This window comes from Pseudomonas fragi (assembly GCF_900105835.1).
Taxonomy (GTDB): Bacteria; Pseudomonadota; Gammaproteobacteria; order Pseudomonadales; family Pseudomonadaceae; genus Aquipseudomonas; species Aquipseudomonas fragi.
In genome coordinates, this window is record NZ_LT629783.1 from 1,019,736 (window position 1) to 1,041,866 (window position 22,131).

Here is a 22,131-nt window from a genome sequence, read left to right on the forward strand (position 1 = left end):
TGAAGCTGCCTGGCCCACTGCAGACGGTCACCTGCAATCGAACCAGCTTCAAGCCCCGAACGGGCAGATATATAAGGCCTGTGCACGTTACAGACCTCACTTCATGTACCTTGGGCGCTGATCTCTTGTTGGTCTTGGCTTCAGCTACTTGGGTAACATTTTGGGTACAGCAGATGCGACTCCCTTGATGTCCGGCCTGCTCGCGGTTCCTTCCGGGGAACCTGCGTGGACATGACGCTCCAGGGCGGCCAGCCGTTCAACCGCGACATTCTACCTCAGGTGGCACTCTGGGCGAAGCAGCAGTAGCCAAGCCCCGCGCTCAGGTATAATCACGGCTTTGCCCCGCCTATCAACAGGATTCACCCATGTCTTTAAGCAAACGCACCCAGGCACAGATCGAACGTCGCCTGATCACCTCCCTGACCGAGGCCTGTGAAACGGCCAAATCACAGATCCCGGGGTTTGCCTGGCTCACCCATGTGGTCGACTACGAAGCCTTCCCGGCCAGCCTCAAGGTGGTCTGGGTGTTCGATACGCAAGCCAGCAAAGACTTCGCCCTGGCCGATGGCGAGGCGCGCTTTATGGGGGAACTGACGGCCCAGGCATTGGCGGATGCCGGCGTCAAGGTGCGTAACGGCTCGGCCCATGTGTATTTCGACTCGGAAGAAGAATGCCAGCGCAGCTGTGGCGGCAACTGGCCAAAACGTTTGGCCCAGAAGAACTGAGCCGTGGCAAAAGACATCGAAAACCCGTGCATTGCGGTTTGCCAGCTTAGCGGCGACTTGTGCGTGAGTTGCGGGCGTACCAAGGAAGACATCCGCAAATGGCGGGGCATGAAGCGCCCGGAAAAAATGGCCGCCGTGCAGCGCGCTAGCGCACGGCTCAAAAGCCTGCGTAAAAAAAACAGCTAAGCGCTACGCCAGGTACTTGGTGAACCAGTCAAGGGTTCTGTTCCAGGCCAGGGTGGCAGCGGCCTCGTCGTAACGGGGCGTGGAGTCGTTGTGAAAGCCGTGATTCACCCCCGGGTAGACATGTGCCTCATAGACTTTACCGTTGGCCTTCAACGCCTGTTCAAAGGCTGGCCAGCCTTCATTGATGCGCGTATCCAGCCCGGCGTAGTGCAGCATGAGCGGTGCCTGGATACGGCTGACCTCATCGGCACCTGGCTGGCGTCCGTAAAACGACACCGCCGCCCCCAACTCCGGGTAGGCCACTGCTGCCGCATTGGCCACCCCGCCGCCATAGCAGAACCCGGTAATGCCCACTTTGCCAGTACTTGCATCGTGGTGCATCAACCACTCCACCGCCGCAAAGAAGTCATTCATCAGCCTGGTCGGATCAACCTTCTGCTGCAGCGCCAGGCCTTGCTCGTCATTGCCGGGGTAACCACCCACCGACGTCAGGCCATCGGGTGCCAGGGCAATAAACCCCGCCTTGCCCAGGCGCCGGGCCACATCTTCGATATACGGATTCAGCCCGCGATTCTCATGCACCACCACCACGGCCGGCAGCTTGCCGGTGGCCTTGGCTGGCCGCACCAGATAACCCCGCACCTGGCCGTTGCCCTTGGGCGACGGGTACAGAATGTACTCGGCAACGATATCCGGGTCGGTAAAGGAAACCTGCTCGGCGAGTGCATAGTCAGGGCTCAACGCCGTCAGCAACGATAACGCTGTCGTACCCAGGGCGAACACCGCAGCACGATCAAGAAACTCGCGGCGGTTGATCTTGCCGTGGGCGTAGTAGTCATAGAGCTCAAGCAATTCGGGGGCAAAGTCTTTCGCGGTAAGACGCGTCATCAGTGCAGTTCCTTGGGCCGGGTGCGCTTAACCATAGAGCATTTTGTAGCTAAATGCGTCTCAGACCTTTTACCTGACGCCGTGGGATACCATACCGGCCCTGCCTGAAACCTGTCAGGCCAGACCTAGTTAACTGAAGGGGTATCGAACGGTGAAAATTGCACTTGTGCTGCTGTTGAGCGCTTTTTCCATGCTGGCCCAGGCCGCGAATATCGGCGAGCGCCTGACGCCGTGGACCTTGCAGGATCAGCACGACCAGCCCTACACCCTTAACGAGAAAACCCGGGTGCTGCTGGTAGCACGCAATATGGACGGCTCAAAACTGGTCAAGGCCGCACTGGAGAACCAGGCCAAGGGCTATCTGGAGGCACGCAATGTGGTGTTCCTTGCCGATGTGCAGCGTATGCCTTCGCTGATCGGCAAATTTATCGCCATCCCGGCCATGCGTGACTACAGCTACCGCGTGGTGCTCGACCGCGACGGCAAGGTGGCTGCCAACTATCCGGGCGCAGAAGACAAGGTGCTGTGGCTGCAACTGGACAACGGCACCCTGGTATCCCGACAGGAATTTGCCAGCGCCGACGAGCTGCGTGCAGCACTGGAAAAGCTGCCGGTGCAGTGACCCCTGTAGCCGTTGACGAGCGGAGCGAGGCGACGTTCGTCAATGACTACAAAGTGTTTGCTCTCGCTCAACGCATCGGCGGCAAACCGTAGGCCGCCAGATCAAAATCGGCCAGCTGGCGAATGATCTGGTCGGCATGCGCGTACTTGCTGTCGGCCATCGCTTCATCCGGCACGGCTATGGCGGTCATGCCGGCGGCTTTTGCCGCCGTTACGCCGAAGGGCGAATCTTCAAACACCAGGCACTGCCCGGGCGCAACGCCCAGGCGCCGTGCTGCCGTGAGGAAGATATCCGGCGCAGGCTTGGCCGCGCCCACTTCAGGGTCATCAGCAGTGACGATGGTGTCGAACAGGTCAAACCACTCACCATGCAAGGTGGTCTTGTGCGCAAATGAATGCTGCGACGAACTGGTGCCTACTGCTATCGGGATATTGTGTGCCTTCAAATGCCGCACCAGCGCCTCGGCACCCGGCATGCCCGCGGCTTTGGGGAAGCGCTCTTTTAGTAGCGGTTCGCGGATAACCAGGAATTCCTGCGCGGTGATCGGCAATTCCAGCGCCTTGACCAGAAATTCGGCGAGGTCCAGGGCGCCGCGACCAATGATGTGCTGCTTGATGCTCCAGTCATAAGTGCGACCGTAACGTTCGGCGATGATCTGCGTAACTTCGGTGTAGATGCCCTCGGTATCCAGCAACAAACCGTCCATATCGAAAATCACGGCCTGGATCGGGCCGACAGCAGCACGCGGTGTAGTCATCACAACAAATCCGTTGGCAGGAAGGATTCAGCACCATAACACCGCAAGAGCTTCAATGTGCTGCACGCATCGTCAATCGCCCAGGCTCAGATGGTGATCAGCATCCGTGATCACAACATCACCATATACGATTGGCACACGGCGCAGGAGGGGTTGAAAGTGGGGTTATTGCCCCACTCATAAATCCAAAACAAGGAGGCACGCATGCCCCAGTCCCTGCCAACCCTGTGCGGTTCGATCATGGGCTCGCCCTTTTCCCTCTCTGCAAAAATCCACAACGCGGCCTACGCGGCCCTGGGCCTGGACTACACCTTTGTCTGTTTTGGCATCGAAGATCCGGTTGCAGGCGTCGCGGCCATCCGCACATTGGGTGTGCGCGGAATGAACGTGTCCATGCCCTACAAAACCGTGGTGATGGAGCATCTGGACGCGATCGATGAGTCCGCGCTGGTCATTGGCGCGGTCAACACCATCAATAATGTCGACGGTGTACTCACCGGCTACAACACCGATTACCTGGGCGCGGTGCGCGCCCTGCAAGAAGTCTGCGAGCTCAATAAGCAGCGGATTGCCGTGATCGGCGCGGGTGGTGCAGCACGGGCCGTAGTCTATGGCTGTTTGCAAGCGGCAGCCCGGGTCACAGTGTTCAACCGCAGCAGCGAACGGGGCAAGGTCCTGAGCTCAGACCTGGGCGCGCACTGGGGCGGCGGTGTCGAGACCTTTGCCGCGCAAGATTTCGACATCGTGATCAATGCCACCAGCGTGGGCTTCAAGCAGCCCGACAGCAACCCGTTGGACGGGCTGCTGGCCAGCCACCTGATTGTCATGGACGTAGCCTTTATGCCCGTGCGCACCGCCTTGCTGCTGCAGGCGGCCGCGCTGGGCTGCCGCACCGTGTCCGGCACGCGAATGCTGGTGCATCAGGCCTGTCGACAAATCGAGTTGTACACCGGCATGGAGGCGCCCATCGACATCATGGAGCAGGCCATGCTCGAGGAAATACAGAGGTTGAATCTGTAAAAAACCTGCTGCCTATCGATAACAAGATGCCGTAAAGGCACCTACCAGAAGGTACCCACATGACTCACGAACATGGTTCATCTGATATTGACCTGGTCCCCGAAACCGAAGCACCCAAGAAAGACCTGCACCGGGCCGCCTGGGCCTGCTCCCTGGGCAGCGCGCTGGAATACTATGACTTTGCCCTCTACACCCTGGCCGCCGCGCTGATTTTCGGCCCGCTGTTCTTCCCTGAACAAACCCGCACCATGAGCCTGATCGCCAGCTTTGGCACCTACTTCCTGGGCTTTGCGATCCGCCCGCTGGGCGGCGTGCTGTTCGGCATGATCGGCGACCGCGTGGGGCGCAAGTTCGTGCTTACCTCCACGGTGCTGCTGATGGGCGTTTCCAGCACCCTGATTGGCGCCCTGCCCACCTTCAGCCAGGTCGGCTACCTCGCCCCCGTGCTGCTGGTGGTGCTGCGTCTGCTCCAGGGGCTGGGCGCCGGTGCCGAACAAGCCGGTGCGGCGGTAATGATGACCGAGTACGCCCCGCAAGGCCGCCGCGGCTTCTACGCGGCGCTGCCGTTTCTTGGTATTCAACTGGGTACTATCCTTGCCGCACTGGTGTACTTTGCGGTCATCAGCAGCAGTGACAACGTGCTCGAAAGCGGGCTGTGGCGCATACCGTTTTTCAGCAGCGTGGTGATCGTTGCCCTGGGCCTGTACATGCGCCTGTCGCTAAAGGAGTCACCGACCTTTATCCGCCTCAAGGCACTCAAGCGCGTGTGCGATAACCCGCTCAAAAGCGCGATGAAACATTCCAAACCTACGCTGTTGCTGGGCATCGGCCTGCGCCTGGGCGAAAACGGCGGTTCGTCGATTTACCAGGCCCTGGCAGTGAGTTACATCGTGGGCGTGGTCGGCCTGCAAGGGCCAGTGGGCGTACTGACACTGATCTGCGCCGCCAGCCTGGGCGCGCTGACCGTGCCGATTGCCGGCAAGCTCAGCGACCGTTTTGGCCGTGTAGTGGTGTACAGGGCCTTTGCCCTGCTGCAACTGGCACTGGCCTTCCCGGTATGGTGGGTACTGAGCCAGGGCAACGTGGTGGCCAGTATCATTGCCATCTCCATCGCCCTGGGCATCGGCACCTGGGGCATGTTTGGCACCCAGGCGGCGCTGATGCCTGAGCTGTTCGGCTCGCGCCACCGCTATATGGGAGTATCCATCGCCCGGGAAGCCTCTGCGGTGATTGCTGGCGGCATAGCACCATTAATTGGCGCCGGGCTCATCGCCCTGGTCGTGGCCAGCCATGATGGCGATGCCAGCGCCGGTATCGGCGCCTGGTTGCCGATTGCCTGCTACCTGTCACTGCTGACGCTGATTACCCTGTATACCACCTTCAAAACCCCGGAAACCCTCAACCGCGACCTGGACGAGCCCCGTGATGCGTGGGAAATGATGCCCGGCCATAGCGAGCAGAACCTTGCACCGCAATCTGTCGCCCCTTCGCTACCCCGCTAAGGCGCGAACAACCTGCAAACAAAGCCGCTGTTGCCAGCGGCTTTGTTATTGGTCATCCCTAAAGGCCGACATAACTATAAGAATCGCCTGACTTTATTATTTGGCGGGTTGAGTAGATTATTTGGCCTGGACCCGCCCCGCCGGCAGGCAGGGGCCTTGCAGCAGTTGCCAATCGCAGGAGGCGAAATGAAACAGTCGATCACCCTGTATGACGCGCTGACATCAATCAGCATGCCCTCAAACAAAGCCAAGGCAGTCATTGATGCCTGGGAGAGTGATGTGGAAAAGCTAGCATCCAAATCAGATCTCGCACAAACAGAAAAACACCTCAAAACCTCCCTTTCAGAGCTGGGCGCTGAGCTGCGTGCCCTGATCAGGGAGCAAAGTGCCGAGCTTCGCTCGTCCATAAGGGAACAAGGCGTAGAACTGCGTACCTCAATCTCGACACTGGAAGCCCACAACAAGATTGTTCAGTGGCAGTTTGGCATTCTTTTTGTTTGCATCAGCGTGCCCGCAATCAAAATGGGCTATGAGTTCCTGAGCGAGGTCCTTCTGAGCCAATAGCCCTCTTGGCTTTTACAACTGGCAGCCATTGGGCTGCCAGCTGCGTGCAATCAACCCTCGATAAAAGCCTTCAACGGCGGTTCATGCATCAGGAAATTCTGATGCGAGATGTTCCAGGCATAGGCCCCCGCCAGGGTGAATACCAGCAGGTCACCAATCGCCAGTTGCGCGACCGGTTGCTGCCTTGCAAGCACGTCTTTCGGCGTACAGAGCTGGCCTACCAGGGTGACGCGCTGATCGCTGACCTGTGCGGGTTGATTGCCCCGCACTACCGTGAACGGATGGTCATGGCCCTGGGCTGCCGGGGTACGAAAATGGTGAGTACCGCCACGGCCAATGGCGAAAAGCTCGCCGTGGCTGCTTTTGATATCCAGCACCTGCATGACGTAGTAGCCGCACGCAGCGCTGATAAAACGGCCGATTTCAAAGCGGATACGGGTAGCGCCCATGGGGTACTCATCGAGCAACCCCTTGAGGCCCAGGCAAAACCTCGGCCAGTCGAACGACTGCGCTGCGTCCTGATAGTTGATCCCCATGCCGCCACCGACGTTCAGCAGGGGCAGTTGCAAGCCGTGGTCGCGACACAGTTGGCGGAAGGTCAGCAAATAGCTGCGAATCAACTCCAGGTGCGCCTCCACATCCAACTGATGGGAAAGCAGATGGAAATGCAGCCCCTTGAGTTCCAGCGACGGCTCTTCGCGCAACACTTGCAGGGCGCTGGCCAGCCCCTCTTCATCCAGGCCGAACGGTGTGGGTTTACCGCCCATGACCAAACGGCTCTGAGGTGCCCGGGCCAGCTTCAGATTCAGGCGCAGCATCACCGGCGCCTGTACGCCCCGCTTGCCAGCGATGCGAGCCAGGCTGCGCAGTTCGGTGACACTCTCGACATGAAACGCCGAAACCTGGTACTGCAGGGCAATATCCAGTTCATGATCGAGCTTGCCAGGGCCACCAAAGATCAGCGGCTGGTCAGGACACTGCTCGTGCAACCAGGTCAGTTCACCGCCCGAGGCAGCTTCAAATCCATCCACCCAAGGTGCCAGGGTTTTCAGCACCCGAGCTTCAGGATTGGCCTTGGCAGCGTAGAACAGTTCGCAATTTTCGGGCATTGCCTGACGCATCGCTTTTACATGCTGCTCAAGGGCTGGCAGGTCGTAAATGTAGGCGCACAGTGGCGCCTCGTGCCCGGCCTTGAGCTGCTCGATACGTTGACGGACCGCTACAGGAAGCTTCATGCGCATTCGCTCTTTTCAATGACTGCCAGCGGGCTGGGCAGCAAGGTGTAACCGGCCTCTCGGTCGGCACGCATCATCAAGCGGGTCATAAAGTTTTCCTTGCTGGGAAACGCTGCCCCGGCGCACAGGTCAAGCAGTGGCTGTGGCTGGCCGAGCTGCAGGGATTGGGCCTGTAACAGTTCAGCAATTCGACCCCAGAGCTGCTGCTCCAGGGTGTCGCTGCCATTGGCCAGATGAAAAATCGCTTCTCCCAGATTGTTTACCAGAGCGCAGTAACCCACCCGCTGCCAGGCCTTTTGCGCGCTGTAGTAGACCGAGGTCCGGGTGCGCTCATCCAGCGCGCTCAGGCGTTCGGCAGGCCAGATTTCCGGGACCAGCTTGGTCCCTTCCAGATCGCGAATCCACACCCGGCAAGGCAGGCCGTCTTCGGTGAAACCGATCACCGTGTTCTGCAAATGCGGCTCCAGCGCTATGCCCTGGCGGAACAGGCAATACAGCACGCCGCCCAGCATCCGAGCGGCATAGGCATCCAGCCAGTTCAACGTGGCCTGTTCGATGCTCAAGCCGGCCCGGTCAGCGTATCGCTGAACCTGCTGGCGGCAGACGCTGCGATCCTGTTGATCCCAGGTAAACAGTGCCATCGCCACTTGCGGCTGATAGCGCTCGCGGTCAGCCACGCTCAGGTTTGCCCGGTACACGATGCCGAAACACTCGGTGACTTCGCGGGCCTCCTCCAGGGAACCAAGGGCACTGAGGTCCAGGCTGGTAGCGGCAGGTTCGGGCATCAATACAAAATCCGGTTGCCGGGTTGCCAGTTCGTCCATGATCGGCCCAAGCAGACGGGTCAAGGCTACGGCGCTGTCCAACTCATACCAGGCGTTTTTACGCACGCAGTTGGTCAACCGCACATGCATCGAGAACTTCATGAAATAGGCCAGTTGCGGGTGGTAAAGCGTACGCACGGACGAGGTCGGGTACATGGCCAGCCCCAGTACCCCGAGGTACTCGATCAGGCCCTGTTGCTGCGCACGCTGCACCAGCGGGTCGGCCAGTATGCGAGCGACTTCCCAGGGGTGGCACGGATAAGCGTCGTCGCGCCCCGAGAGCTGATGCAGGGTGCTGCGCGGATTCTCGCCCTGATGACGGATCAGCAGCGGATCAACCTTGAACCAGTGCAATTGAAAGCGCGCCCCGACCTCCGGCGAACAGGCCAGCAAATCGTCATGGGAAATGCCCTCGCGGCTTTTTGGCGTCGGATGCAGGGCATGGCCCCACAATTGATGTTGCTCGGACGCCAGCAAGCTGTCAGTGACCTCATTGGCCGGACGGGCATGGCGCAGAAAGGTTCGGGTAATGTGCAGGCTGTTGGCGACTTGTTGCAACATCTCGCCAACTCGCTCGACACCGCTGAGCGGCGTACACAACAGGCTGGCCAGCTCCTCGGCGTCCAGGGGGCGCCAACTTTGCTGGTTGCCCTTGAAGTAAGGTGCGCCGATGTAATGGCAGCGTCCCAGCAGGCTGGCGCGGTCGATGCGCACCACCAGTCGGCCACCCGGCAGACGCAGGCTGATGCAACGGCCGTTGGCCTGGCGCAGGCTCATCGGCAAGTCCTGTGCCTGATAGTCCAGGTTGGCTTCGTTGCGTGGCAGGGCATATTCACGCAAATAACAATTGAGCAGGCACTCGATGGCATGGCGCTGGGCCTCTCCATCCAGGGCATGGTCGTTCAGGGATACAGTATTAAGGGTGATCGTCATGCCGGAATCTCCCGGGAAGTCATCAATAGAGGGCGTGCGATTACCAAGGCAGCCAGCGCCGCCAGGCACGCAACAAGAAAGGGCGATGCGATGCCGCAGGCCTGACTGACCACGGCGGCCGTGACACCGGCAGCCGTGCCGGCCCATTTGCCACTGGAGTCGAACCAGCCGAACAGGCGCCCTGCACTGCCCTGGCGGCTGCGCTGGCTCAGGCAGCGATGCAGGCCGACAAAGCTGAGCAGCATGCCCGCCCCACTGAGCAGGCGCAGGGCAAACAACGGCTCGGCCTGCACGCTCCAGAATTGCAGTGCATTACTGACGGCCAACAGCGCCAGCCCTGGCAACAGCAGGTTGCCCGGGTGCTTGTGGACCCAGGGCAAGGCCAACAGGTACACCACATGGGGCAGGCTGTAGAGCACACCGATCAAGGTGTCGCTGCCAATCCCCAACTGCTCGCCGAAGGGCATGAAATAGGGAAATGTCACGACCATGGCGAAACTGAATAAAAACTGCACCGCCAGCAGCCGCGTCATGTCCGCCGGAAGTTCGCTCAAGGCCTCGGCCTTCTTGCGGTCCAGGGCATGCCTGGGCGTGTCATTGGGCAACGGCAGCACCAGCACGAAGGCCAGCAACGGCAGCCAGGCCAGCCAGCTGTAAAGGTTTATGCCCAAGCCTTGCGAGGTCAGTAGCCCCAACAGGATCGGGCCGCTGATCATCGCCAGGCGTGCCGAATACTGCGTCCAGTTCAAGGCCCGGGACAGATCCCCGCCCTTGAACTGGGTCGACAGGTAGGCATTGGACGCCGCCATCGCCCCGCCGAAAGTGCCCTGGATGATCAACGCCAACACAAACACCCCCAGATTGGGACTGAAGCCCGCCAGCAGAAAACCCGCGAACAACCCTGCATGGGCACGCAACAACGAAATACGGCAACCGTTGCGATCGGCCCAGCGCCCCCAGAGCGGTGCGGCCAGGGCTGTGCACAGCGTCGGCAAGACAAACAGCACGCCGATGGCCCAGCCCGGGGTATCAGGGGCCAGATCGGCGAGGATCCGCGGCAGGTACAGGGGAATGCCCAGGGCAGTAAAGGCCGACAAGTAATGCCCCAGCAGTACGCTGGCAATCAGACGGCGCTGCATGCCACCTCCTCCAGCAGGAAATTCGCCGCGCTGTAGCCATAGAACTTGTTGATGTCACTGGCCCCCGAGTGCGCCTTGCTGAACAGGCTGCCGGCACTGAGCAGGTATTTGACCGGCAGCCTGGGGCTGTCGAGCAGCCAGCGGCGTGCGTCGTCAACGTTGATGCCTTCGGCTTCGAGTTGCCCCAGACATGCCGTCAGGCGCTGACGCAGCGTGCCATACAGGCGGGCTCGCGTGTCCAGGCCCGCCTGCGCAATGGCCTCTACAATGGCGACCATGTTCAGTTGCAAGGTGATGGTGCAGAACATTTCCGCCAGCGGCTGGCTGCTGTCGACGCGAATGCGTTCATCCTGCAAGGCGTCGGGCCATTCGCTGAGGTCCGGGCACGCCGTGACAAAGCGCTGCGGCCACAGGCGAGCGGCATCGTTGTCCTTCATCAGCAGGCGCACGGGCTGATCCTGCTCGTAGATCAAGACCGCGTTCTGCTGGTTGGCCTCCAGCGCGATGCCGTATTGCAGCCAGAGCCGCAGATGAACCTGCAACAGCAGGTCGAGATAATCATCCAGCCAATGCTGCAAGAAGCCTGCGTAGAAGCGCTCGACCAATTGCTCGAGGAACAGCCGGCCATCAGCCAGCGGGCTGGCCAGCGCAGCCACCGGTACCAGCGTGGTGTGGTCCAGGCCTGCCGGGTAACGACGCACGATATAGGCCAGATGGCGGCTCTGGGCAGCATGGCCACCGTGCTTTTCATCAACGTGCAGATACCGCGATGCCAGCGCTGGATCACGCTCGGCCAAGGCCAGCAGCGTGGTCTGAAACCAGTGGCCGTCATACAGGGTGCTCGGCTTGATCAAACGCAGATTGCGTGCCCCCAGGGTGGTGACCAGCAATGGCAACTTGATATGCCACTGGGGGTGATCAATGCACACCAGCGTGCGCACGGACAACGTCGGTTCGACCTGCATGGCGGTGCGTGGCGCCTTGAGCGCGCCTTCAGGCAGGCCATACTGCTCAAGCACAGCCCAGGTCAACGGATGTACCGGCAGCAGTGAGTGGCTGGTGTGCAAAGTCGCGGGCAAGCCAACCTCCTCAAAGCCCGGCCAGTGCGGCGGCTGCGCACTGGTGAGGGTCAAGGCCTGCTTGGGGATAGCCAGCCAGTTGAGTTCGAAACGCGGCGCGAACTCCGGCGCATAGCCTTCAAGGGCCGCGTCATCGAAGCCGCTTTTGGCCCGCGCGGTCGGGTAGAACGGGTGGTCCAGATAACTGGCCAGCTGGTCAATCTTCAACAGGCGCTGCGACCAGTGCTCGAGCCCGATGATATCGCCGAGTGCGGCGGCATTGCGCTGATAGGCCTGTTTGCACAGGGTCCGATGTTGCGTGGCGCAATCGGCCTCTTGCCGATATGCCGCGAACAACCCGAGGCTTTCTTCATCCAGCCCCTGGCTCAGTTGGCCCAGCCACAGCGGGTAGCCACGCTGGACCTGCGGCAGCTGCTGGGGCGCTACCCGGATCCAGGCATCGCCAGTCACGCTCCAGTCCTGCAACGGATACGCCCGCACCACCGGCAGCCACAGCTCGTCAGTGCCCAAGTGGGCAATCCTCAGCCAGTGGTTGCCCGGCTGCGCTGGCAGATAATGGGTCAGTTCTTCGGGCAAGTGCGCAATCAGCCCCTGGCTGACCACCCCGCGAATGTCTTCACGCAGGCAGCAATCAATGATGCGACGGGTAATGAATGCCTGATCGGCGGCGTCTGCTTGCAGGCTCATGCCACCACCCACTTCAAGTCGTTGAGGGTCGAGTTCAGGTGGGCATCGAGGCTCACGTCATCCGCGGCGATCAACCGCAGTACGCCAACATAGTCCTTGTTGGAGTGGCTGATGGTGACGGTGTCGCCGGCATGCTGCAACGCGCGATAATCACACCAGTGGCTCTCGGACTCGACATTGAAACTGGCGCTGGCCTGATCCAGGCGCCCCGGGCGCTCAGCCACCAGGTAATGCACCGTGGCCTGGGCTTGCGCCGGCTGCGCTGCGATCAGGCTGTGGCCCAGATGCAGGGCGACGATACGGTCGAACCAGCCCTGTGGCAGCAGGCGATCGAGCAGGAACTCGCGGCCATCGCCAATGCTGCGGTAGTTGATCTCCACCAGCATCGGGCCTTGGGCCGTGAGAATGAACTCGCTGTGACAAACGCCGAAATTGACGCCAAACGCAGCGACCTGTGCCAGCGCGGCAGCCCGCTGCACGCAGCTGAGCTGGCCGTTCCAGCGTGCAGCCAGTTCCACGAAGTGCGGTGGGGCCGACAGGCTCACGTCGAAGCCGCCGATGGCTTGCAGGTTGCGCCCGTCGCCCAGGGTCTCGAGGGTAAACAATGGGCCAGCCATATAGGCTTCGAGCAAGAGCGCGCGGTCCGGTTGTTGCTGCCAGAACTGCTCGCAGTAAGCCCTCAGCTCGGCGGCGTTATGGCACAGGCGCACGTCCAGGCTGGCCACCCCTTCCCGCGGCTTGGCCACTACCGGCCACGGCGCATCGTCAGGCAGTTCGGTGTTCGCGCCAAGCACCTGGAACCACGGCCCGGGCAACCCCAGACGCTGCATGCGCTCACGCATGGCTGCCTTGTTTTTCGCGGCATAACACAGCCGCCAGTCTTTGCCCGGGCACTCGAAGGCTTCTGCCACTATCGCCGTCGCGGTTTGCAGATGATCGCTGTTGGAGAACACCGCCACCGGGCGTAACCCCTGGGCATTGAGGCTCTCGATCACCGCCAGCGGGTTGAACACATCACATTCGATAACCTGGAGCTGGTCAGGCGAAATCGGCGACGTGGCGAGCAGGCGCCGATGTTCCTGAGCATGGTCGGTAATCACCACGACTGGCAGGCCGCGCTTGTGTGCGGCAGGCAAAAAGCCCTCGAGAATGGCTGGGTGTGCGACGTGAGCAAGGATGACGAATGGACGTTGCATGGCACTTTCCTGGGGGCAACAGTTGCCCGTCCCGCAGGCTCGGGCAACTGGTTAAGGGGCGCGTGTGCGCGGTTTAGAAGCGGTAGTTGACGCCTAGGGTGAGCGAACGCTCAGGCGCGGCTTGACGACCCCACGGGCTGGTGTCGATCCCGCGGAAGTAGTATTCGCGGTTAAACAGGTTGCTGATGCCCGCCGAGGCGGTCAGGACGCTCTTGTCGGCCAGCGGGAATTCACGTTCGATGGCGGTATTCCACACCCAGTAGGCAGGCAGCTCGCCCACGCTGGCCGAGGCATTTTCTTCGCGGGTATTGGCCGCATCGGTGTAGGCCTTGCTGATGTACAGGCCATCAAGGTTGTAGGTCCAGTGCTCGGCAAAACGGTAGCGGGCATCCACCAGGAACTGGTTGCGCGAGGAATACGGCACCTCGTTGCCTTTGTAGGTGCCGTTGCGCTGTTTGGCGTCGAGGTAGGCATAGCCGGCATGCAAGTCCAGGTCACGCATGGCCTGCGGCGTCCAGAAAATATCGGTTTCGAAGCCCTGGTGACGGGTGCTGCCCAGGTTGTCGAAACGGTCGGTGGTCGCGTTGTATGCAATCTGGTCGTCGAAGTCGATGCGGTACAGGTTGAAGTCGACACGCATGCCGTCCCACGGGGTATATCGCACGCCGGTCTCGTAGTTCCACGCCAGTTCGGCACCCACGGCGCCTTCCTTGACGATCTGCGTGACCTGGGGCGGACGCAGGGACTTCTGGGCGTTGGCGTAGACATACCAGGCCTCGCTGGCCTGGTAACCCACGGTCAGGCCCGGCAACCACTCTTCAGACTTGTTCTCGCGCTCGAAGCCGGTAATGCCGTCGCTGTAATTCATGCGCGCATTCTCATAGCGCGCGCCCAGGGTGATGGTCAGGCGGCGATCGAACAGGCTGATGGCGTTGCTGATATAAAAGGCGCGAGCGCTGTCATCGAACTTCCAGTCGCGAAACGGTGCAGTGACGCCGGTGGCCAGGCTCTCGCGGTTGACCTTGTAACTGATGTCTTCGCTGACATACCGGGCACCGAGCAGCCAGGTCTGGCCGACGGTGTCGCCATCAATGGTGGCACTGATGCGCGGCTCCGTACCCCAGACCTTGAAGTCACGCGGGCCGTCCTGCTTGGTCACCGCCGTACCGTCCGGAGTGAACGGCAAGCCGACCACAAAGTTGCGATAGCTGTTGTGGGCAAAGTTGGTCCAGCTGAACTCCACCGAGTCAAATGGCCCGATTGCGCCCAGCCGCTGGGTGTAAGTGCCCCAGACGCGATCGGTGTCACCCTCGAAGCGGTCCAGCGGGCGGGTCGACTGGCGCGGGTCGTCCTTGTAGTCCTTGACGCTGAGCGCACCTGCCAGGTCCATGTCGGCCTTGTAGTGCTGGATACCGAAGCTCAGGTCGCGGTCGTCGTCGATGTTCCACTGGCCGCGCAAACGGTAGTTCTGCACATCGGTATCGGAGTGCTCACGACCGTAGGAGCCGCTCAGGGTGTTGATGTCCAGTTGCAGGCCGAAGTTGTCGGTCAGGTAGCCGCCGGTGCCCATATAGGTGTCCCACAACTGGCGCCCGCCTACGTTGAACGTGGTCTTTTCCTGCAGGGTGGTTTCCCACTCGCGGGGGATCGGCTTGCTGATGAAGTTGATCACCCCGCCGACGTTGTTCGGACCGTATTGCACCGCTGCGCCCCCGCGCACGATATCCACACGATCGACCGTGGCCATGGTCATTGGAAACAGCGAAAGCCCGGTCTGACCGTAGGGCGCCAGGGCCAGGGGAATGCCATCGGACAGGGCCTGGATGCGACCGCTGCGGCTCTCATACAGGCCGCGCACGGAAATTTGCGGCAAGGCCCCGGTGCCGGTTTCGTCAAAAATCTTGATCCCGGGCACTCGCTGCAGCGCATCGTCCAGACCGCGGGCGCTGGCTTTTTTCAGGTCGCTGGAATCGATCACGCTGCGACTGCCGGCATAGGTACGGACTTCCTGGTCGCTGGCCGCGCCAAGAACGTCGCCCTGAATCGTCATGGGCGCCAGCTCCACGCTGCTGCCCGCAGGTTGATCCGCGGCCATGGCCGCGTGGCAGATGCCCAGGGTGAAGAGGCTCAGTGAAAAGTGCAGTGTTGTTGTTTTCATTGGACTACGTCGACTCATTTATTGCTGTTGGAGAGAGTGCAGGCGGGCTTTCAAGGCGTTATGCAGCAGGCCGCGGTCTTCACCCGCCAGAAAGCTGCGAACGCCACGAGCGCGCCACAGCGCATTCTGTTCAGCCGTGCGCGGGTTGGCGCAAAACGCTACTTCGGCGCGCTGGCAGGCGTCGGCCATGTCTTGCAGGGTTTGCCAGACCTGAGGATTGAGCGGGTCCGGGCCGAGGCCAAGATCAAGGGCCAGGTCGAGGGCGCCTTCCATGATCATGCCGACACCCGGCAATTGCAGGATCTCGCTTAGCGCGTCGACGCCGGCGCGGCTTTCGATCATGGGGATGATGGGGATCTGGCGGTTGGCCAGCTCGATGTAGTCGGGCAGTGGCAGGCGACCGAAGCCGGTGATGCGCCCGCCAGTGATGCCGCGCTTGCCCAGGGGCGGAAAAAAGGCTGCATCGAGGGCGCGCTGAACCTGCCCTGCACTCTCGGTGCGCGAAAGCACGATGGCTTCAATGCCCGCGTCAAGTGCCCTGCCAATCAGCTTCTCGTCCACTTGCGCCATGCGCAGCCAGGGCGAAATTCCGGCGGCCTCACAGGCCCGCACGCAATGCATGATGTCGTCTTCGGAACGCAGCAAGTGCTCTAGATCAAGGATTACAAAGTCATAGCCGGCAAATGCAAGCATCTCGCAGAGCAGCGGTGAAGGGAGAGAGTTGAGCATGCCGTAAACGTTTTTCCCGGCTTGCAGTCGGGAAAATACCGGAGAAGTTCTTATCACTGACACAGATCCTTTGAGCTAGACCGAACTGCAGGCAATAATAATCATTCTCAGATAGGAGTAAACGATTTTTATTATCGAATAGCGATATTCGTGACGAACTTCTTAAAAAAAACGTTTCAGGTTGCAAGAAAATGGCTAAAAGCCATTATTTTCTGAGGGGTTCAGGCGGGGTATCCGGCAGGCATTTACCAAATTTCAGGCAAAAAAAAGCCGCTATTGCTAGCGGCTTTTTTCTATCTGGCTCCACGACCTGGACTCGAACCAGGGACCCAATGATTAACAGTCATTTGCTCTACCAACTGAGCTATCGCGGAATGGCATCTATCTTACTGATATAAAAAGAGAAGTCAACACTTTCGATGACTTCTCCCGGATTGTTCAGATGACCTGAACAATTGCGTCGGTTACCGCTTCAATGTTGCGCTGATTCAAAGAAGCCACGCAGATTCGACCGGTATCTAGGGCGTAGATGCCGAACTCGGTACGCAGCCGCGTCACTTGTTCAACGGTCAGGCCGGAGTACGAGAACATGCCACGCTGACGGGCAACAAAACTGAAGTCATGGCCCGGAGCCTTTTTCGACAGCAGTTCAACCATCTGCAGACGCATGCCACGAATACGCAGGCGCATTTCTGCCAGCTCTTCTTCCCACATCGCACGCAGCTCAGGGCTGTTTAGCACCGCAGCGGCGATGGTTGCGCCGTGGGTCGGCGGGTTGGAGTAGTTGGTGCGGATCACGCGCTTGACCTGGGACAGAACGCGGGCGCTCTCCTCCCGGGATTCGGTGATGATCGACAGTGCGCCAACGCGCTCGCCGTACAGCGAGAACGACTTGGAGAACGAACTGGAAACGAAGAAGCTCAGGCCCGATTCGGCAAACAGGCGCACGGCTGCAGCGTCTTCGTCGATACCGTCGCCAAAGCCCTGGTAGGCCATGTCCAGGAACGGGATCAGGCCCTTGGCCTTGACCACGTCCAGCACGTTCTGCCAGTCGGCCGGGGTCAGGTCGACGCCGGTCGGGTTATGGCAGCAGGCGTGCAGCACCACGATCGAACCGGCTGGCAAGGCGTTGAGGTCTTCGAGCATGCCGGCACGGTTCACGTCATGGCTGGCGGCATCATAGTAGCGATAGTTCTGCACCGGGAAACCGGCGGTTTCGAACAGAGCACGGTGGTTTTCCCAGCTTGGATCGCTGATGGCCACCACAGCGCCCGGCTGCAGTTGCTTGAGGAAGTCCGCACCGATTTTCAGCGCGCCCGTGCCACCAACGGCTTGCGTGGTGATCACCCGGCCAGCCGCCAGCAGTGGCGACTCGGCACCGAACAGCAGCTTCTGTACAGCTTGGTCGTAAGCAGCAATGCCGTCGATCGGCAAGTAGCCGCGCGACGCATGCTGGGCAACCCGGATCGTTTCGGCTTCGACAACGGCACGCAAGAGCGGAATTCGTCCCTCTTCGTTGCAGTAAACACCGACCCCCAGATTCACTTTGCTGGTACGAGTATCGGCGTTGAATGCTTCGTTGAGGCCCAGGATAGGATCGCGTGGTGCCATTTCGACAGCGGAGAACAGGCTCATTATTACGGCGGCTCTGAATGGGGAATGGAGGGGGTGACAACGCTCCAGCCGATTGCACTAGAGCGGTGCACAAACGGGGAGCAAGTATAAGCCCGATCAGGATTCGGGCAACAGGCTATTGCCGGTTTTGGCCAAGTATTTGAGTTTATTTTCAGGCCACTGGTCTAATTGCAATCTTTGCCAATAGGCCCGTATCAGAGCTTCACCTTGAAACAGTAGGACAGGGCCTCCATATTTACCCGTATCCTGTTTTTTCCTGCGGCCTTACAGACGCAAACCAGAGGTCCTTCATGCCCGATTTCCAGCTTGTTACCCGCTTTGAGCCTGCGGGCGATCAACCCGAAGCCATTCGCCAGATGATCGAAGGCATCGAAGCCGGTCTGTCGCACCAGACCCTGCTCGGGGTTACGGGCTCGGGCAAGACCTTCAGCATCGCCAACGTGATCGCCCATGTGAACCGCCCCACTCTGGTGCTGGCACCCAACAAGACCCTGGCCGCGCAGTTGTACGGCGAGTTCAAGTCGTTTTTCCCCAACAACGCGGTGGAGTATTTCGTCTCGTACTACGACTACTACCAGCCCGAAGCCTATGTGCCCTCCTCCGATACCTTTATCGAGAAAGACGCCTCGATCAACGACCATATCGAGCAGATGCGCCTGTCCGCGACCAAGGCCCTGCTGGAGCGCAAGGACGCGATCATCGTCACCACGGTGTCATGCATCTATGGCCTGGGCAGCCCCGAGACCTATCTGAAAATGGTGCTGCACGTCGACCGCGGCGACAAGCTTGACCAGCGCGAGTTACTGCGCCGCCTGGCCGACCTGCAATACACCCGCAACGACATGGATTTTGCCCGCGCCACCTTCCGCGTGCGCGGTGATGTGATCGACATCTACCCTGCCGAGTCGGATCTGGAGGCGGTACGCATCGAGCTGTTCGATGACGAAGTCGAAAGCATCAGCGCCTTTGACCCGTTGACTGGCGAAGTCATCCGCAAGATGCCGCGTTTTACCTTCTACCCCAAGAGCCACTATGTAACGCCACGCGAAACCCTGCTCGACGCCGTGGAAGGGATCAAGGAAGAACTCAAGGAGCGTCTCGAGTACCTGCGTGCCAATAACAAGCTGGTCGAAGCCCAGCGCCTGGAACAGCGCACCCGCTTTGATCTGGAAATGATCATGGAGCTGGGTTACTGCAACGGCATCGAAAACTACTCGCGCTATCTGTCGGGGCGTGAGCCCGGCGCCGCACCGCCTACCCTGTTTGACTACCTGCCGGCCGACGCCCTGCTGGTCATCGACGAGTCCCACGTCAGCGTGCCGCAGGTGGGCGCCATGTACAAAGGCGACCGCTCGCGCAAAGAGACCCTGGTGGAATACGGCTTTCGCATGCCCTCGGCCCTGGACAACCGGCCGATGCGTTTTGACGAATGGGAGCGCATCAGCCCGCAGACCATTTTTGTCTCCGCCACCCCCGGCAATTACGAGGCCGAGCACTCGGGCCGGGTGATCGAGCAAGTGGTGCGCCCAACCGGTCTGATCGATCCGCAGATCGAGGTGCGCCCGGCCCTGACCCAGGTCGACGACTTGCTCTCCGAGATTTCCAAACGGGTGGCTTTGGAAGAGCGCGTGCTGGTGACCACCCTGACCAAGCGCATGTCCGAAGACCTCACCGACTACCTGGCCGACCACGGCGTTCGGGTGCGTTACCTGCACTCGGATATCGACACCGTGGAGCGCGTCGAAATCATCCGCGACCTGCGCCTGGGCGTGTTTGACGTGCTGGTGGGGATCAACCTGTTGCGTGAAGGCCTGGACATGCCCGAGGTGTCATTGGTGGCGATCCTGGACGCCGACAAGGAAGGCTTCCTGCGCTCCGAGCGCTCGCTGATCCAGACCATCGGCCGGGCGGCACGTAATCTCAATGGCCGGGCGATTCTCTACGCTGACCGCATCACCGGCTCAATGGAACGTGCCATCGGAGAAACCGAACGCCGTCGCGAAAAACAGATCGCCTTCAACCTGGCCAACGGCATTACGCCCAAAGGCGTGTTCAAGGACGTGGCCGACATCATGGAAGGCGCAGTGGTGCCCGGCTCGCGCAGCAAGAAGCGCAAAGGCATGGCCAAGGCCGCGGAAGAAAACGCCAGGTACGAAAACGAACTGCGCTCGCCAAGCGAGATCAGCAAACGCATTCGCCAACTGGAAGAAAAAATGTACGCCCTGGCCCGCGATCTGGAGTTCGAGGCCGCGGCGCAGATGCGCGACGAAATCGGCAAACTGCGAGAGCGCTTGTTGCAGGTTTGATATCTGTAGCAGCTGCCGAAGGAACGAGGCTGCGTTCGGCGACGCAGTCGTCGTCAATCCAGGCAGTGCGGTGTGCCAGTTAGACTCGGGTCTCAGTATTTACGACGGCTTCGCCGCCGAACGCAGCCTCGTTCCTTCGGCAGCTGCTACGAAAGGTTCTGGACTGCTCAGACGGCTACCGCCGCAACCGCCTCGACCTCAAACAACATCTCATCCAGCGCCAGGCGCGGCACCGGAATCAAGGTACAGGCCGGTGCCGGCAGCTCGCCCCATACCCGCTTCACCTCGGCGCCCAGAATCTGCAAACGCTCCAGGCTGTGATCAACGATCAATACGGTGATCTTGGCCACGTCCTTGATCTGCGCATCCGCCGCTGCCAGGGCGATCTGCAGGTTGGCAAAGGCCTGGCGGACCTGCTCGGCAAAGTCGCTGGACAGCTCGCTGTCGGCGTTCTCGCCGCCCTGGCCGGCGGTGTACACCAGCCGCACATTCGCTGCCACACGGGCAACATGGGAGTAACCATTGGGCGCAGGGTCATACAGCCCTGCGGGGTTGAGCAATAGCACTGCGGAGTCAGAGTTCTTGTCCATAAAATACGTACCAGTGGCAGCGGGATAAGCAAGCGCGCTATTCAACCACTCTCGCCAATCCGTACGCCAGCGCCCTCGCGAGCCATGCCGAAAATATGCAAGGATGTTACGCCGCAGCGCACCAAAGCCCGTTTTCCAAGGATGACCATGACTGCCATCACCACTCAAATGCCCCTTGTGCCCGGGCGTCTTGAACAAATGTCGACCCGCATTGCGTTTTTTATCGCAGGTTTCGGTCTCGCCGCCTGGGCGCCCCTGGTGCCCTACGCCAAAGCGCGGGCCGGACTGGACGAGGCCACCCTGGGCCTGTTGTTGCTGTGCCTGGGCGCGGGCTCGATCCTGGCGATGCCCGTCGCCGGTATCCTGGCCACGCGCTATGGCTGTCGCCGGGTGCTGGTGGGCGGCACGCTGTTGATCTGCCTCGCCTTGCCCCTGCTGGCAACGGTCAGTGCCATACCTTTGTTAATCGCCACACTGTTTTTGTTTGGCGCGGGCCTGGGCGCCGTCGATTCCACCGTCAACCTGCAAGCCGTGATCGTTGAACGCGCCAGCGGGCGCAACATGATGTCGGGTTTTCACGGGCTGTTCAGTGTCGGCGGGATTGCCGGTGCGGCCGGTGTCAGCGCCCTGCTGGCGTTGGGGCTGTCGCCGCTGTGGGCAATAGTGGTGGTGATCATGTTGATCCTGGCAGCCCTGCTCAAGGCCGCTCCGCATCTGCTGCCCTATGGCAGTGAAAGCAGTGGCCCGGCGTTTGCCGTGCCCCACGGCGTGGTGCTGTTTATCGGTTTGCTGTGCTTTACCGTATTCCTGGCCGAAGGCGCGATGCTCGACTGGAGCGCCGTGTTCCTGACCAGTGAGAAAAGTATCGACGAAGCCTATGCCGGGCTGGGTTATGCCGCGTTTGCCCTGACCATGACCGCAGGACGGTTGATGGGCGACACCATCGTCAGGCGCCTGGGCGCGCGACTGGTGATTGTCCTGGGCGGGTTGTTTGCCGCCGCGGGCATGGCCCTGGCAACCTTGGCATCGAGCTGGGAAGTGGCACTGCTGGGCTATGCACTGGTGGGCGTGGGTTGCTCCAATATCGTGCCCGTTCTGTACACCGCCGTGGGCAAACAGACGGTGATGCCGGAACACATCGCCGTGCCGGCCATTACCACACTGGGTTATGCCGGGATTCTGGCAGGGCCTGCGGCCATCGGCTTTATTGCCCATGCCAGCAGCCTGAGCAGTGCCTTTTTGCTGATCACCGCCATGCTGCTGGCCGTGGCCATCAGCGGGCGGATTTTGCGGGTTTGACGGACGCTGCCCTGGCCCTGTGGGAGCGGGCTTGCTCGCGACAGGATCACGTCGGTG

19 protein-coding genes and 1 tRNA gene are annotated in these 22,131 nt (G+C 60.7%); 8 read left to right on the forward strand and 12 right to left on the reverse strand.

What is annotated here, in order from left to right; all coding sequences use genetic code 11:
• The first annotated feature begins 365 nt into the window (after positions 1–365).
• Both BLU25_RS04365 and BLU25_RS04370 read left to right on the forward strand, forming a co-directional pair.
• Positions 366–725: a hypothetical protein gene (locus tag BLU25_RS04365; RefSeq protein ID WP_016781167.1), complete on the forward strand. Its 360-nt coding sequence runs from the start codon at positions 366–368 to the stop codon at positions 723–725.
• Between the two features lie 3 nt (positions 726–728).
• Positions 729–911 (forward strand): DUF1289 domain-containing protein, encoded by a 183-nt coding sequence (locus BLU25_RS04370; RefSeq protein ID WP_016781168.1) that lies wholly within the window; start codon positions 729–731, stop codon positions 909–911.
• 3 nt (positions 912–914) lie between these two features.
• On the opposite strand, the gene yghX is transcribed toward BLU25_RS04370, so the two are convergent.
• Complete coding sequence (gene yghX, locus BLU25_RS04375; protein WP_016781169.1) at positions 915–1,799, reverse strand: YghX family hydrolase; 885 nt, start codon at positions 1,797–1,799, stop codon at positions 915–917.
• 151 nt (positions 1,800–1,950) lie between these two features.
• Between yghX and BLU25_RS04380 the strand changes: the two genes are divergently transcribed.
• A complete protein-coding gene (locus BLU25_RS04380) occupies positions 1,951–2,421 on the forward strand; it encodes a hypothetical protein (RefSeq protein ID WP_016781170.1) in 471 nt (156 codons plus the stop codon).
• Between the two features lie 67 nt (positions 2,422–2,488).
• Here BLU25_RS04380 and BLU25_RS04385 read toward each other — a convergent pair whose 3' ends face one another.
• Positions 2,489–3,178: an HAD-IA family hydrolase gene (locus BLU25_RS04385; protein ID WP_083369535.1), complete on the reverse strand. Its 690-nt coding sequence runs from the start codon at positions 3,176–3,178 to the stop codon at positions 2,489–2,491.
• 204 nt (positions 3,179–3,382) lie between these two features.
• On the opposite strand from BLU25_RS04385, the gene aroE reads away from it, so the two are divergent.
• From aroE to BLU25_RS04400, 3 genes are all read left to right on the forward strand, one after another.
• Positions 3,383–4,198, forward strand: a complete 816-nt coding sequence (gene aroE / locus BLU25_RS04390) for a shikimate dehydrogenase (RefSeq protein ID WP_016781173.1) — start codon at positions 3,383–3,385, stop codon at positions 4,196–4,198.
• Positions 4,199–4,257: 59 nt separating this feature from the next.
• The gene (locus BLU25_RS04395) at positions 4,258–5,700 is read left to right on the forward strand and encodes an MFS transporter (RefSeq protein ID WP_016781174.1); all 1,443 of its coding nucleotides are present in this window, start codon (positions 4,258–4,260) and stop codon (positions 5,698–5,700) included.
• A gap of 186 nt (positions 5,701–5,886) precedes the next feature.
• Positions 5,887–6,264 carry a hypothetical protein gene (locus tag BLU25_RS04400; protein WP_016781175.1) on the forward strand — a complete coding sequence of 126 codons (378 nt, stop codon included), beginning with the start codon at positions 5,887–5,889 and terminating at the stop codon, positions 6,262–6,264.
• Positions 6,265–6,314: 50 nt separating this feature from the next.
• Here BLU25_RS04400 and BLU25_RS04405 read toward each other — a convergent pair whose 3' ends face one another.
• The 9 genes from BLU25_RS04405 to BLU25_RS04445 form a co-directional block, all read right to left on the reverse strand.
• On the reverse strand, positions 6,315–7,499 hold the full coding sequence (locus tag BLU25_RS04405) for a type III PLP-dependent enzyme (RefSeq protein ID WP_016781176.1): 1,185 nt from the start codon (positions 7,497–7,499) through the stop codon (positions 6,315–6,317).
• A complete protein-coding gene (locus BLU25_RS04410) occupies positions 7,496–9,256 on the reverse strand; it encodes an IucA/IucC family protein (protein WP_016781177.1) in 1,761 nt (586 codons plus the stop codon). The genes BLU25_RS04405 and BLU25_RS04410 overlap by 4 nt, the downstream gene beginning before the upstream one ends.
• The gene (locus BLU25_RS04415) at positions 9,253–10,395 is read right to left on the reverse strand and encodes an MFS transporter (RefSeq protein WP_083369536.1); all 1,143 of its coding nucleotides are present in this window, start codon (positions 10,393–10,395) and stop codon (positions 9,253–9,255) included. Before BLU25_RS04415 ends, BLU25_RS04410 begins: the two co-directional genes overlap by 4 nt.
• Positions 10,380–12,161 carry an IucA/IucC family protein gene (locus tag BLU25_RS04420; protein ID WP_016781179.1) on the reverse strand — a complete coding sequence of 594 codons (1,782 nt, stop codon included), beginning with the start codon at positions 12,159–12,161 and terminating at the stop codon, positions 10,380–10,382. The genes BLU25_RS04415 and BLU25_RS04420 overlap by 16 nt, the downstream gene beginning before the upstream one ends.
• A complete protein-coding gene (locus BLU25_RS04425; RefSeq protein ID WP_083369537.1) occupies positions 12,158–13,357 on the reverse strand; it encodes an ATP-grasp domain-containing protein in 1,200 nt (399 codons plus the stop codon). The genes BLU25_RS04420 and BLU25_RS04425 overlap by 4 nt, the downstream gene beginning before the upstream one ends.
• A gap of 73 nt (positions 13,358–13,430) precedes the next feature.
• Positions 13,431–15,515 (reverse strand): TonB-dependent receptor family protein, encoded by a 2,085-nt coding sequence (locus tag BLU25_RS04430; RefSeq protein WP_016781181.1) that lies wholly within the window; start codon positions 15,513–15,515, stop codon positions 13,431–13,433.
• Between the two features lie 18 nt (positions 15,516–15,533).
• On the reverse strand, positions 15,534–16,244 hold the full coding sequence (locus BLU25_RS04435; RefSeq protein ID WP_085984372.1) for an HpcH/HpaI aldolase family protein: 711 nt from the start codon (positions 16,242–16,244) through the stop codon (positions 15,534–15,536).
• Between the two features lie 298 nt (positions 16,245–16,542).
• Positions 16,543–16,618: transfer RNA gene (locus BLU25_RS04440), tRNA-Asn, on the reverse strand.
• Positions 16,619–16,682: 64 nt separating this feature from the next.
• Positions 16,683–17,879 (reverse strand): amino acid aminotransferase, encoded by a 1,197-nt coding sequence (locus BLU25_RS04445; RefSeq protein WP_016781183.1) that lies wholly within the window; start codon positions 17,877–17,879, stop codon positions 16,683–16,685.
• A gap of 290 nt (positions 17,880–18,169) precedes the next feature.
• Between BLU25_RS04445 and uvrB the strand changes: the two genes are divergently transcribed.
• Positions 18,170–20,185 (forward strand): excinuclease ABC subunit UvrB, encoded by a 2,016-nt coding sequence (gene uvrB, locus BLU25_RS04450; protein ID WP_016781184.1) that lies wholly within the window; start codon positions 18,170–18,172, stop codon positions 20,183–20,185.
• A 167-nt stretch (positions 20,186–20,352) separates the two neighbouring features.
• Here the strand turns inward: uvrB and BLU25_RS04455 are convergent, their stop codons facing one another.
• Entirely contained in the window at positions 20,353–20,775 is a 423-nt protein-coding gene (locus tag BLU25_RS04455; protein ID WP_016781185.1) for a RidA family protein, read from the reverse strand.
• 147 nt (positions 20,776–20,922) lie between these two features.
• Here BLU25_RS04455 and BLU25_RS04460 point away from each other — a divergent pair, with 147 nt between their 5' ends.
• The gene (locus BLU25_RS04460) at positions 20,923–22,074 is read left to right on the forward strand and encodes an MFS transporter (protein WP_083369538.1); all 1,152 of its coding nucleotides are present in this window, start codon (positions 20,923–20,925) and stop codon (positions 22,072–22,074) included.
• Positions 22,075–22,131 lie beyond the last annotated feature (57 nt).

Excerpts from the sequence above, each read along its gene's own strand:
- BLU25_RS04365 (WP_016781167.1), top strand. The coding sequence starts at position 366 with ATGTCTTTAAGCAAACGCACCCAGGCACAGATCGAACGTCGCCTGATC.
- yghX (WP_016781169.1), bottom strand. The coding sequence starts at position 1,799 with ATGACGCGTCTTACCGCGAAAGACTTTGCCCCCGAATTGCTTGAGCTC.
- BLU25_RS04385 (WP_083369535.1), bottom strand. The coding sequence starts at position 3,178 with ATGACTACACCGCGTGCTGCTGTCGGCCCGATCCAGGCCGTGATTTTC.
- aroE (WP_016781173.1), top strand. The coding sequence starts at position 3,383 with ATGCCCCAGTCCCTGCCAACCCTGTGCGGTTCGATCATGGGCTCGCCC.
- BLU25_RS04395 (WP_016781174.1), top strand. The coding sequence starts at position 4,258 with ATGACTCACGAACATGGTTCATCTGATATTGACCTGGTCCCCGAAACC.
- BLU25_RS04400 (WP_016781175.1), top strand. The coding sequence starts at position 5,887 with ATGAAACAGTCGATCACCCTGTATGACGCGCTGACATCAATCAGCATG.
- BLU25_RS04405 (WP_016781176.1), bottom strand. The coding sequence starts at position 7,499 with ATGAAGCTTCCTGTAGCGGTCCGTCAACGTATCGAGCAGCTCAAGGCC.
- BLU25_RS04410 (WP_016781177.1), bottom strand. The coding sequence starts at position 9,256 with ATGACGATCACCCTTAATACTGTATCCCTGAACGACCATGCCCTGGAT.
- BLU25_RS04415 (WP_083369536.1), bottom strand. The coding sequence starts at position 10,395 with ATGCAGCGCCGTCTGATTGCCAGCGTACTGCTGGGGCATTACTTGTCG.
- BLU25_RS04420 (WP_016781179.1), bottom strand. The coding sequence starts at position 12,161 with ATGAGCCTGCAAGCAGACGCCGCCGATCAGGCATTCATTACCCGTCGC.
- BLU25_RS04425 (WP_083369537.1), bottom strand. The coding sequence starts at position 13,357 with ATGCAACGTCCATTCGTCATCCTTGCTCACGTCGCACACCCAGCCATT.
- BLU25_RS04430 (WP_016781181.1), bottom strand. The coding sequence starts at position 15,515 with ATGAAAACAACAACACTGCACTTTTCACTGAGCCTCTTCACCCTGGGC.
- BLU25_RS04435 (WP_085984372.1), bottom strand. The coding sequence starts at position 16,244 with ATGCTCAACTCTCTCCCTTCACCGCTGCTCTGCGAGATGCTTGCATTT.
- BLU25_RS04445 (WP_016781183.1), bottom strand. The coding sequence starts at position 17,879 with ATGAGCCTGTTCTCCGCTGTCGAAATGGCACCACGCGATCCTATCCTG.
- uvrB (WP_016781184.1), top strand. The coding sequence starts at position 18,170 with ATGCCCGATTTCCAGCTTGTTACCCGCTTTGAGCCTGCGGGCGATCAA.
- BLU25_RS04455 (WP_016781185.1), bottom strand. The coding sequence starts at position 20,775 with ATGGACAAGAACTCTGACTCCGCAGTGCTATTGCTCAACCCCGCAGGG.
- BLU25_RS04460 (WP_083369538.1), top strand. The coding sequence starts at position 20,923 with ATGACTGCCATCACCACTCAAATGCCCCTTGTGCCCGGGCGTCTTGAA.